This window comes from Sulfuricurvum sp., from assembly GCF_019163035.1.
In the GTDB taxonomy this organism is placed as follows: Bacteria; Campylobacterota; Campylobacteria; order Campylobacterales; family Sulfurimonadaceae; genus Sulfuricurvum.
Window position 1 is genome coordinate 1 of the sequence record NZ_JAFLKV010000093.1, and the last position, 12,301, is coordinate 12,301.

Below are 12,301 nucleotides of genomic sequence, written 5' to 3' on the forward strand. Positions count from 1 at the left end.
CGAGTAGATTTTCTACACGAACGCCTTAAGGCATTCGTATTTACGCCGCAAACCCAACAATATAATAAGTCGGTTTCCCGTCCACTTTTTGGAGACTTACTTTATACTTATCCGCAAAATGGCGGTTTTTCGACATCTTTTAGAAATTTAAACTCCCGTAAAAGTTCATCGTACCCTCGCGGGGTCATGGGTTCATTTTGGCTCATCTATTTGTCCTTTTTAGCATACCCAATTCTCCAACCGCAACCCCTCAACCCGTTCAAACTCTTTGGTGTTATTAGTGACCAATATCGCATCGCACCCTTTGGCATGGGCGGCAATAAATAGATCATTTGAACCGATAATATTTCCAGTAGTTTCCAACTCGACCCGTATAGTAGCATAGGACAATGCACTGTTTTTATCAAAATCCATGATCTGAAAATTCTCAATAAAGGAGAGGACGAGATCAAAGAGCTTTTCACTCCCCTTTTTCTTTGCACCATAGATCAGTTCAGACACGACGACAGTAGAAAGAGCTATCGTATGATCTTTTTCAACAGATTTGAGCTTTTCTTTGATGTTCTGGGGTTTATTGCGGATAATATAGCTGCAAATGTTGGTATCGAGCATATAGAGCATTAAAATATCTCTCTCGTTTGAAGAGGAAGTTGCTCTCGATCCTCAAGAAATCCCTCCGTATCAATATCCTCTAAAGCATCAAAAAACATGTCCCATTTCTTCTCTATTTTCGGCTTAATAATCAGTGTATCGCCTATTTTATCAATGCACACTTCATCCGTATCGACGCGAAACTCTTTTGGGATGCGAATCGCCTGTGAACGACCATTTTGAAATACTTTTGCCATAACTGTCATTTCAGATCCTTTCTGAAAGATATATATCACAAGTATATACCAAATAAAAGCACGTGTCAATAGATAGTGAATAGACTTCTTGCATAACCTAATTTTCCGTTCGTGGTGAGCCCGTCGAACCATGAATGAAACACCCTTCGATAAAACAAAAGTACCGCTCGCAAAGCGATGTTTCCTTGAGATCAGGGCGAACGCTGTCCATTCCCTTATTATCACATACTAAATTTTTGTATGGTCAATTCCTCCCAATCATTAGAGCATAAAAACAGCAAAAATTTTAAGGTTTTGAATGTAGAATTTTGAAATATCTCATCATTGAAAGCTTCTAATCTTATGAAACAAATATTTTTGCTTATCTGTGCCGTACTTACCTTTGACGGATGCTACACACCAAACCAAACCGCTTTTGAATCTTTCGCCCACAAACAAGTCGCTGAAGGTATGGCTACACCCGATGCAATCCGCCACCTACAGTCCGAAGAATTCACTTGCAACGATGAGGCAATTTTTTTACAAAACACTTCAAACTCAGTGGCTTGTGTACGGCATAAAGATAATTTGTTTTCATTATACACCTGTCTTGAACGAATCGAATTTATTTCGGGATTTTCAGAGAATAGAGTGGAAAAACTTACAATTGGTGAAGTGGCATGTTCAGGTTTGTAAGCCCTGACAAAGCGCTCATGCTGACTCTCGTTCCCAACCTCCCCGTTGCCAGAGCTTAGGAGCGAGACGAAAGTGCGACTATAGACAGGGTTTCCACCCCCTATACTTACGCCGCAAATCCGAGGATATAATAGGTCGGTTTCCCGTCCACTTTTTGAAGCTCAACTTTGTACTTATCCGCAAAATGGTTGATTTTTTCCATTGCGTCACTTGAACTGATCTCACTTGTCGCATCGATCTTTATTTTAAAATAGTCGTTACTGTTCGACATCGCCACATACGATTCATCCGTTTTCAACGCTTCATGCAAATCCAAAATATGTTTGATAATTTTTTCATACCCGCTAGTATTCTCTTCGATTCGACTGAGTTGGAGGCTTAATGCTTCATTAGGGGCATATCCGAGTTGGTTTAAAATCGCTTCATGTGTCATTAGTATGTTCCTTTGTAAAATTAGAAGAGTTATTCTATCATAGAAGTATTTATTGACTATAATATCTCTTATGAAATCACTCCTAATTCGTCTTACCCATGGTCTTTATGACCAAGATATCGCACCGGAAGAGCGTGAGCACATTAATGAATGGCTTACACGAAAACTTCTAACGCATGAAGATAATAAATTTCAGCTCGCGTCTCAATACCGCGCAGGTATCGTCTCTTTGGCTTCTGAGAGCGGTGCGTATCTTCAGACATTGGGAGAGAGTATCCGAGACCACTTTATCGAAACCAATAATCTTATGGGAGCCAAAAGCGGCGATTTAGTCATTGCCCAACGCTTACTCGGAAAACGAGGCGGTCCACAGGCGAAAGTCGTCGTCATCGCCGGACGGAGCGAAACGTTCAGCGTCGCCGTCGTTACGATGAAAAACGGCTATTTGAGCCTCCAAGACATCCGCACCGATCATCCCGCAGGATTTGCCCTCAATGATCTTCCCGAAACAGCCGAAGGCTCACTCTATCAGATCAACAACCAAAGCGGAACGATAGCCGCCTATCTGGGCAACCTAAGTGATCCAAAAGTAGATGAGAAAATCGTCCTCGCCCTCTACAACAAACACGATGCGTTCGAAGATGACGTATTAGCGATGGCACGCGAATTTCCCAAAGAGGTCGATGCCTCGCTTTACCCCAACCGCCGTGATCTGCGTCACTTGCCGTTTTGTACCATCGACCCCGTCACCGCCAAAGATTTCGATGACGCGATCTGCTACATCCCTGAGACTTCCACCCTCTACGTCGCCATCGCCGATGTGAGCGAATACGTCCACCCTTTCGGAGCGATTGATGCCGAGGCGATTTATCGCAGTTTCTCCATCTATCTTCCGCATCGCTCCATCCCGATGCTCCCGAGAGAACTGAGTGAAACCCTCTGCTCGCTCCAGCCTCTCGTTGATCGTCTCGCCTACACGTTTGAGATGCACATCGATCCCGTAACCTATGAGATGGATTCCCATACTTTGTATGAGTCAATCATCCACTCTCACCGACGCTTCAGCTACGAAGAGATCGATGCCTTTTTCGAAGGAAATCTGGAAGCCAAAACCGAAAAAGAGACCAAGGTTTTAGCCTACATCCCTCTGCTCAACGAGCTAACCTATAAACTCCGTGAAGAGCGGATGAAAAAAGGGTACAACTTCCGCTCTAGCGAGCTGGAGATGCGTATCGACGAAGAACAGAACATCGTCTCCACCGAGTTTGCCGTCGAGACACCGTCGCATGCCCTGATCGAAGATTGTATGCTCCTCGCCAACAAAGCGGCGGCATCATTGTACGAGCGGGGGGTCTTTCGTATCCACGAATCCCCTAGCCCGATGAAACTCCAAAGCCTCTACACCGAGTTGGCAAGTATCGGTATTTTCGTCGAGTCCCAAGGCTCGATCAAAGAGACGATCATGGCAATCCAAGCCGAAGCGGAGCGACGCGATCTCATCAGTGAGGTCGATACCCTCATCATCCGCGCTCAGATGCAAGCACGTTACGCCCCCTACAATATGGGACACTTTGGGCTAGGGTTTGCGCGCTACACCCACTTCACCTCTCCGATCCGTCGATACAGTGACCTAATCGTCCATCGCCTCCTAAAAGCGATTGCGGCAGGAGACACCGAAGAGGGATCGTACGTATTGCGCAACATTGAGTCTCTTTGTACCTCCATCAGCGAAAAAGAGCGTGAAGCGAGCGATATAGAGATCCGCTTCCAAGAGCGCAAATTCGCCCGTTGGGCAGCCACCGTGATCGGTCAGGAGTTCAAAGCCCGTATCATGCGCGCCGAAGAGCCGTTCATCGCCGAGATTCACGACACCATAACGGGGGCAAAAGTACAGATTTCCTCACAATTTGGTCTTATGCTCTTCGATGACATCATCGTTAAAATCGAAACCGCCAACCTCGCCACCGCGAAAATCACCGCCTCATTTATGAGTCGAATAGAGAAGGAAGAGAATGAACATAATAAAAGTTACTAAAATATGCTTGAAGTAAGAAAAAATACTTTTTCTCGAAGCTACGAAAACACTTTTTTTAGAGATTTTTCACGTGAGCTATCAAAAAAATTCGCTGACAAAAGCATCAATGGGCTCTTAATTGGAAGCCCTTTTTGTGAAGTTGAAGAAAGACTCCAAATTGATGCATTACTCATTACAACGAATGTCATTTGCATTATCGATTTTAAAAACTTTTCAGGGCAAATTAATCTTCCAAATCAGAATAATTTCAAACAAGGGATATGGACAAATGCTACGGGAGATATGATTAAAGGAGGCAGTTCTATCAACCCCTATATTCAGTTGTCAGTTCAAAAAAGTCGATTTGAAAAGGTACTTAAATATAATGTTTTGCCATATATTTACCCTACAGATACATTAAATTTTAAACATGCTGATAAAGTGATTTGCTTTCAAGAAGCTATTGAGCTAATTGGTGAAATTCCTTCTGAATATATGAACTTTCATATTACAGACAAGGTTCATTTTCTTGAAAAAATCATGGATATTATTGATGTAAAAAATCAAATCTCTTTATCTTCACAATCTTTTGAAGCATTCAAAAAAGTTTTTCTTGCAGACACTTATCAATTTGATGAGAAAGCTTTTGAAGCAAATAATGTATCCGTGCAGTCATTAGACGTTGAACTTCAAGTTAATAAGCTCCGTGAAGATCAAAAGTTTGCTCTGACTCAGATCGATATCTTTTTGAAAGATCCAAATAAAAAGATTTTTATCCTTCAAGGCACGTTAAACAGTGGAAAATCACATTTGATTCCCTATATCCGAGATTTGGCTTATCAATCAGGTATTGTAGAATCAGAAATTTTTGCTTCGTCTGCTCGTGTTGCGAGAAATTTAATGGATTCTGCTGATAAAGTGCAGAGTATTTATTCTTATATTTATGGTGGTAACTCATTTTTTGAAGACGAAAAAGAGAAGAAAAATGATTTTCTTGATGATAGTATGTCTGATAATGATCAGTCACAGAAGCGCTTAAAAATCATTCCATTAAAAGCATGCGATAATGAAAACAACACATTATTTATTGTAGATGAAGCCCATTTATTATCTGACTCTTATGCTCAAACTATTGATATGAGATTCGGAAGTGGACATTTGTTGAAAGATTTTCTAGAATTTTCTCAAATTAATAAAACCAACCGAAAGATTATCTTAATAGGTGATCCGTATCAATTACAGATTGGTGGCAATGAAAAATCTTCTTTGAATCCAAAGCATTTTGAAGAAAACTATTCGCTTGATATAGGTACTGTTTCTTTACTTGATAATGAAGATTATTCAAATTTGAATCAACAAGCTTTAAAGTGTGTTCAAGCAATGAGACAGCAAATATATAATTCCCTTAATTTTATAGAAGATAAAAATATAAGCCATTTAAAGTCCGAAGAAGTTGTTTCTATCATGACTAAAATAGTACATTCTCAAACCAAATGCCCAATCTTAACATATACCAATGAGGAAGCACATAAGATTAATATGTGGATAAAAAAAGCCATTTTACGAAATGGCGAAGATCTTGCAGTAGGTGATTTGATCACGTTACATAACAATATCACTTTAGCAGGTAATTCTTCTTCTGAATTACCTGTAAAACTATTTAATGGAGAATTCGCATCAGTTGAATTTATCTCTTCTCCCAAAAAGATTCCTGCAAAAAAAAGCATCGTAGAACTCCAGTATAGGGAGATAGCAATCAAACTTCATTCGAATGGTAAACGTGCAACAATTTTATCGTTGGAAAACTTTCGCCTTAACCCAAAAGCAGAACTTTCTAATAATGAGCAATTAGCATTTAAAATATTGCTTGATGATTTAGCGAAATTAACCGATCAGCAATATGATTTGATATCTGATGAAAATATAGTAAATCTTCGAAAACAATTACAAGATGGTAAAACAGTTAAAACAAAACTTTTGGAAGCTACTAAAGCCTTACTTGAAAGAACTCCAGACTCGGATTATTATAAATTCAAAAATGCCGCATTTATCCGATTTGGATGGTCGATGACGGTTCATCGCTCAATGGCATATAAATTCGATGAAGTTATTTTTAATGTTGATCAGGGGAAAAATGGAGTAAGAAGTAATGAATCATATTTTCGTTGGCTTTACAGTGGACTTTGCCGAGCTAAAGAACATGTTTTTTTGAGAAACTTTACTCCGATTACTCCATGGGACAATATCGAAATCAATGAAAAAATATCGAACGTAAAATCTAAAGATGTCTTTTTTGAATCAGACAATCCTGATCTTACTGAACGTCTTAAAGCACTCAAAGAATATATTACTTTTAAAATTTCGACTGAAAAAATCGTATTGATAAAATCTGAGTCTTATAATTATCAAGAACGTTACTTTATGACTGCTGAAAATGGTCATGAAGTAGTTTTGAACATATCATATGATGGTAAGGGTCATTTTAAAATACCATCTGTCATGAAGGCATATTCAGACGAACTAAAAGAACGTATTCTTGCTTTATTCAAGCAAAAAAGAGTTCTTCAATCATTTGATTTTCTCACAGAAAACTGGAGAAAAGATGCCTATAGGATGCTGTCTCAGCTATTGAAATACAAAGATATACACATAGAAAGTATTATGCAAGTGCCATATCGTGACAAGATGAAGCTTTTTAGAAACAATGATGAATTAGAAATTGATTTTTATTATGACAACTCAGGATTATTTAGCAAAATATTTATGCAGTATTGCAGCGAAGATTCTCTTTGGAATGAATTTAAATCGACAATAGATATTTTAAAAAAAAATATCTATAATGAAGCTAAGTAATGACTGTAGATGAGATAATTGCAAAAGCAAGAGAAAATATGCTTGGAACAACAGGTAGAGTAAAAAAGCCATTTGTCGACAATGTTTCATCAGAAATATTTCAACTAAGAAAAGAGAAGAAATTAGATGAAGCCCATGAGCTTGCGCTAAAATCATATAATGAAAAACCAAAAGATGAATGGATCCAAAAAGCGTATGCATGGGTGTTGATAGATATTATTAAGGCTGCATTGGCTAATGATACTAATAGGGCTCATTATTTTTTTAAAGAATTAAATTCTATTGACTTTGTAACTAATGATGATATTTTATCAAAGCAGATTAATCTTCTAAAGCCTAAGTTGAACCCTGAAAATACATTCCTTCTACAAGCGGAAACACTAAGTAAAAATGGAAATCATGTTCAATCGCTTGATATATTTAGAAAAGCAAAGTATGAAGGAATACTTAATAAAGATTCTTTCGATGCGTATGGATGGGCAATTTATAGGTACATAAAAGCATCAGAATCTACTTTAGAAGTTGAAGGGATAAAAAAACTTTTATTTGAATATTTGAAACTTGAGAATGAACGACCATCTTTATTGCATTCTGTCGTTTTACAATTTGTAGTGCATTATGTTGCTACTCATAAAGATTTTGATATTTTCAAATTTTTTCAAATTTGGGGCTCTAAAAATCTACGACATGAAGATATTCATGATCAATATGAATCAAAAACAGACGAATTCTTAATGTCAGCTGGATTGCTGATAAAATCAGAAGCAAAAGGCAAAATATATCCATCCTTACTAAAAAAGTTGTTAAAAACAACGGTAAATAGCCACTATCCGTTCGATATTAACTATTTGATCGATGCTGTAGAGGATAAAGCGATAATTGTTGAGCCTATTCGGGAAACATATTTTTGGAAGATATTTAGTGCTCATAAAGAAAATAAAGTTAGCGAACTTTGGCATCTATTTGATTCTTATGCAACTAACTTTTCCAATTATAAAGGGTCTCATTGGCATTCAGAGATTTTGAATTTAGCAGAACGTTTTATGGTTGAAGGAGATGCTTGGAGATTTTTTGAATTTTTTAGGAAATGGGATTATAAAAACTTTCAATTAGAGGATTGGAAAGAACAGAAGAACGGCGAGTCCACTTACAAGTCATTGGCAGCAAAATCACTCAAGATTATATTTGAATTAATCAAAGATAAAAAAGAGAAAACTACTGATATTCGTTGGGTAATAGAATTGTACAAGTTAGCATTTGAAAGGCTTGAAAAAACGGTTTGGCTCTCAAGAGAGTATGCTTTTGTGCTGTATGAAGCGGGTTTGAATAAAGAGGCTATAGATATATACAAGAAAATTATTCTTGAATTAGGTGATCAGGCATATGTGTGGCATGAATTTTCTAAAATTGTTGCCAACAATGAACCAAATATAGCTATTGCAATGCTTTGTAAGGCTATGAGTATACAAAAAAATGAAGACTTTTTAGGGGAGATGCATATTGATCTTTCTAAATTGTTAATTTCACAAAATTTGAAAAAAGAAGCATACGTTGAGTTGAAACTTTATGAAAAGCATCGTCAAGAAAAAAATTGGAAACTTTCTCCAGAATTTAACTCATTGATATCTCAGTGTTCAGCTGAATTGGAAGAGAATCTCAGTAATAAAAATTTTTATGCTAATAACTTGGATGTCGTAGATGAATATATTTATGTAGATTTTCCATGGGTAGATGCAATAGTAGATGGTGAATTTAAAACTGAAGATGGTAAAGAAAGACTTATTTTAAGAGATTTTCATAATATTGAATTTACTGTTAATAAAACGAAATACAAATTATTGAAACATGCAAAAAAGGATGATGTTTTTAAGTTCAAACTTTTTTATGATGAAACCAAACAACGCTATGTGCCATTGATAATAGATAAATCTTCTTTGGATAAAAATGCATTTATTAATAATGCCCCGAAAGGTATTGCCGTTGTTGATCATGTCAATAACGATAAAAAGCTTTTTCACTATGTTTTAGATAAAGAATTAGGTGGTGTTATTTTCTTTTCCAATACAGAGTTACGACCAAATGTGGGTGACCTTGTCGAATTGCAGTACTATAAAACCTTTAATAAAAAAGAAAAAAAGTACAAAATTAACATACTAAGTGTGGTGTCTACCAACAAAACAAACCCATCATTAAGAGGAAAAATTACAGGTAGCCTTTCATTAAAATATAAATACAACAGTTACACATATGATTTTTATGATCTTCCATATGATGCAGGCCACCTGAAAGCTTCTTTTGGATTTTTGGGTGATTATTATGTACCAAAATATTTATTGGAAAAGTATAAAATAGAAGAAGATTGTCAACTTGTGGCTCAGGCTTTGTTCAATGGGGAGAAATGGCAAATTTTTGACATTGCAAAGGAAGAAAATGTATAAACAAGATTTAGATCGTCTTTTACAAAATAATTCAGTACCACGAGCAATGGTACTCTTTGGCGAAAATCACTTTTTCATCGATCGCTATGCCCACCGACTTGCCCAAATCGAGGGGGCATCGGTTCTAAACCTCTATCATGACGAATATGATTTTAACAGCGCCAAAGCCCACCTTTCCCAAGGGTCGCTCTTCGGTGATCAAAACCTCCTTATCGTCAAACACGAAAAAAAGCTCCCCAAAGCAGAACTAGATACGCTTGTTGAGCTTGTGGGGAAAAATGATGACAATTATTTTATCTATTGTTATGTCGGTGAAGATATCAAAAGCGTTGATACGGCATTCAAAGGTTCTCATGCTGGATCGGTTCGTTTCTATAACCCTTCTGCTGGAGAGGCCGGTGTGATTGTTGTTCAAGAAGCTAGACAATCCGGACTACAACTTGACCAGCGAGCCGCAATGCATCTACTAGAAGTCCATAATAACGACCTTTCACTTGCTTGCAACGAACTCTCTAAGCTCTCTATCTTGAATAAGCAGATTACAATTCATGATATTGATGAGAATGTATATGGGTTAAGTGAACTCAAATTGGATTCATTCCATATCAAAATTATTGAAAAAAAAGAGTTTTTACACGATTTAAAATTTTTGCTAGAAACAGGATTAGATGAAGTATTTATTATCACTTCGTTATGTAAAATGTTAACCGAATTATATTTATTTAATACAGTAATAAAAGTCAATGGATTCGCTGATCCAATCGCCGTATTAGGCTATAAACCGCCCCCTAAGATTGTAGAAGAACGAACCAAATTGTCCATCAAAATTTTACCTGAGGGGTATAAACGGGGGATCAATCTCCTCCTCGATACCGAGCTAAAGATGAAATCTACTGGCTCGCCGGATCAAGAGTCATTGCTTCTTTCGGCATTGCTGAAGCTACAAGCAATCCTTTAACCAAAACTAATATTAAGCTATTTTTCAGTATAATCCGCGCGTTCCTTGCTCTTTGCAACACGACTGTCGTGCTGTATAACAACCATAAGGGGCGAACACCATAAGGAGACATACGCTATGAGACATTACGAAAACTTAGTAATCGTAAAACCTACTCTTACAGAAGAAGAGATTAAAAACACCATCGCTCTCGTTGAAGAAGTGATCACTGCAAACGGCGGTGAGATCGTTGCTCGCGACGCAATGGGAATGAAAAAATTAGCTTACCCGATCGAGAAAAACGCTCGCGGTTATTTTTACGTTATGTATTACAAATCTGCACCTGCTGCGATTGCTGAAATTGAACGTCGTTTCCGTATCAACGAGGAAATTTTGCGTTTCGTAACAATGAAATACGATTCAAAACGTGAAATTGCAGCTTGGAACGGTATGGTTGAAAAAACCAAAAAACCTGCTCCAACTGCTGCTGTTGCTGAGAAAAAAGAAGAAGTAGCTTCTTAAGTCATTACAAGGAAAACCTATGTATAACAAAGTCATTTTGGTTGGAAATCTTACCCGAGATATCGAGCTTCGATATTCACAAAACGGTTCGGCAATCGCCAAAACCGCTATTGCAACCAGCCGTAAATTTACGGTAAACGGCGAGAAAAAAGAGGAGACATGTTTTGTCGACATCACTTTTTTCGGCCGTTCAGGTGAAGTAGCCAACCAATACCTTCGGAAGGGTTCTAAAATCCTTGTTGAGGGAAGACTTAGTTTTGAACAATGGGTTGACCAAACCAGTGGCCAAAAGCGCTCTAAACACTCCGTTATCGTTGAAACGATGCAAATGCTCGATTCACGCGGCGAGGGTGGTTCTCAGGGCGGTTATAACGAGTACAGCGATGCTGGAAATAGCGGCTATGATGCACCTGCACCTAAAGCGGCTTACACTCCTCCACCGTCGTATTCTAAACCCGCACCGGCAAGAATGCCGGAAAACAATCTCCCAGAGATTGATATAAACGAAGACGAAATTCCGTTTTAGAATAAGCACAAGGATAGAACCATGTCAGAAAAAAGAAAATACAAAAAACGTTATTGCAAATACTGCGAGCAAAAAGTTGATTTCATTGACTACAAAGATGTACAATCATTGAAATATTCACTCTCTGAGCGTTTCAAAATCATGCCTCGTCGTCTTACAGGTAACTGTAAACGTCACCAAGATATGGTTACAATCGCTATCAAACAATCACGCGCAGCTGCGTTGATTCCTTACACTGTATCACGTAAAGTGATCGCTGGCGCTTCTTTCGATAACAACTAAGAATCAGCACCACTAATGTCGGCACTTTGCCGACATACTTCTCTTCTCACACAATAATCTTTGTTTTTTTATTAATCCATCCAACGTCTTGGATCATATCCATCAGATGGGCGTATAACTGCCGCTTTTTGAAGTTTTTTTAGCAAAGCAATAACTTTCTTGCCATCGACAAAACTTTGCTCTACAAAGCCATTATCGTGCCGTATAAATCCATGACGCTCATAAAATCGAACTGCGAGAGAATCCTCTACAACACTGACACTGATATTTTCATAGAGTGCCCCCGCTTCGATAAACAGTTGTTCGATCATCTGTGAGCCAATCCCCTGATCTCGGAACTCAGGAAGCACCGCAATATTTAAAATAGGGGTATTGTCATCAATGTATCCGTTTGAGCCGTGATCAGCATTTAATCGGCGTATCCAGATGGCTCCTGCGAGTTGATTATCGACAAGGGCATATAAACCCAAGTCTTTGCTGGTATAACCGTAAAATTCGCTGTAAATAGAAAGTTTGGGAAGATCAGACAATGATTTATTGACTTCGTCCAAACGCATCGCATAATGAAGCATATCGGTAAGTATTTTTTGTTCGGAAGATCTGAGGAAATAGAGTGTTGGTTTCATAAGTGAAAGTATACAGTAGCAATGCTAAGAAACTTGTTTTATGTATTTAAAAGAAGAATTTGTGATTGAATAAGTTAGGGGATTTTGATTAAGAAGAGGAATCTCTGAGAGCCAGGCGGCGACCTACGTTTCCACACCTGAAAGATG

Annotated in this window: 12 protein-coding genes; 8 read left to right on the forward strand and 4 right to left on the reverse strand. The window is 37.9% G+C overall.

The window, feature by feature from the left end:
* Positions 1 to 219: 219 nt before the first annotated feature.
* Positions 220 to 621, reverse strand: coding sequence for a type II toxin-antitoxin system VapC family toxin (locus JZU62_RS06910; RefSeq protein WP_295013233.1), 402 nt, complete (start codon positions 619 to 621; stop codon positions 220 to 222).
* Complete coding sequence (gene vapB / locus JZU62_RS06915; RefSeq protein WP_295013235.1) at positions 621 to 857, reverse strand: type II toxin-antitoxin system VapB family antitoxin; 237 nt, start codon at positions 855 to 857, stop codon at positions 621 to 623. The genes JZU62_RS06910 and vapB overlap by 1 nt, the downstream gene beginning before the upstream one ends.
* Before the next feature lie 333 nt (positions 858 to 1,190).
* Here vapB and JZU62_RS06920 point away from each other — a divergent pair, with 333 nt between their 5' ends.
* Entirely contained in the window at positions 1,191 to 1,523 is a 333-nt protein-coding gene (locus tag JZU62_RS06920; protein WP_295013237.1) for a hypothetical protein, read from the forward strand.
* 106 nt (positions 1,524 to 1,629) lie between these two features.
* Here the strand turns inward: JZU62_RS06920 and JZU62_RS06925 are convergent, their stop codons facing one another.
* A complete protein-coding gene (locus tag JZU62_RS06925) occupies positions 1,630 to 1,956 on the reverse strand; it encodes a hypothetical protein (RefSeq protein WP_295013239.1) in 327 nt (108 codons plus the stop codon).
* Between the two features lie 70 nt (positions 1,957 to 2,026).
* On the opposite strand from JZU62_RS06925, the gene JZU62_RS06930 reads away from it, so the two are divergent.
* The 7 genes from JZU62_RS06930 (at position 2,027) to rpsR (ending at position 11,528) form a co-directional block, all read left to right on the forward strand.
* On the forward strand, positions 2,027 to 3,991 hold the full coding sequence (locus JZU62_RS06930) for a ribonuclease R family protein (protein ID WP_295013241.1): 1,965 nt from the start codon (positions 2,027 to 2,029) through the stop codon (positions 3,989 to 3,991).
* 3 nt (positions 3,992 to 3,994) lie between these two features.
* Positions 3,995 to 6,823, forward strand: coding sequence for an NERD domain-containing protein (locus tag JZU62_RS06935; RefSeq protein WP_295013243.1), 2,829 nt, complete (start codon positions 3,995 to 3,997; stop codon positions 6,821 to 6,823).
* A complete protein-coding gene (locus JZU62_RS06940) occupies positions 6,823 to 9,261 on the forward strand; it encodes a hypothetical protein (RefSeq protein WP_295013245.1) in 2,439 nt (812 codons plus the stop codon). Before JZU62_RS06935 ends, JZU62_RS06940 begins: the two co-directional genes overlap by 1 nt.
* Positions 9,254 to 10,219 carry a DNA polymerase III subunit delta gene (holA, locus tag JZU62_RS06945; RefSeq protein ID WP_295013247.1) on the forward strand — a complete coding sequence of 322 codons (966 nt, stop codon included), beginning with the start codon at positions 9,254 to 9,256 and terminating at the stop codon, positions 10,217 to 10,219. Before JZU62_RS06940 ends, holA begins: the two co-directional genes overlap by 8 nt.
* Positions 10,220 to 10,336: 117 nt before the next feature.
* Positions 10,337 to 10,720 (forward strand): 30S ribosomal protein S6, encoded by a 384-nt coding sequence (rpsF, locus tag JZU62_RS06950; RefSeq protein ID WP_295013249.1) that lies wholly within the window; start codon positions 10,337 to 10,339, stop codon positions 10,718 to 10,720.
* A 19-nt stretch (positions 10,721 to 10,739) separates the two neighbouring features.
* Positions 10,740 to 11,246: a single-stranded DNA-binding protein gene (locus JZU62_RS06955; protein WP_294895888.1), complete on the forward strand. Its 507-nt coding sequence runs from the start codon at positions 10,740 to 10,742 to the stop codon at positions 11,244 to 11,246.
* A 21-nt stretch (positions 11,247 to 11,267) separates the two neighbouring features.
* A complete protein-coding gene (rpsR, locus tag JZU62_RS06960) occupies positions 11,268 to 11,528 on the forward strand; it encodes a 30S ribosomal protein S18 (RefSeq protein ID WP_294895886.1) in 261 nt (86 codons plus the stop codon).
* A 71-nt stretch (positions 11,529 to 11,599) separates the two neighbouring features.
* On the opposite strand, the gene JZU62_RS06965 is transcribed toward rpsR, so the two are convergent.
* Positions 11,600 to 12,154 carry a GNAT family N-acetyltransferase gene (locus JZU62_RS06965; RefSeq protein WP_295013251.1) on the reverse strand — a complete coding sequence of 185 codons (555 nt, stop codon included), beginning with the start codon at positions 12,152 to 12,154 and terminating at the stop codon, positions 11,600 to 11,602.
* Positions 12,155 to 12,301: the final 147 nt, after the last annotated feature.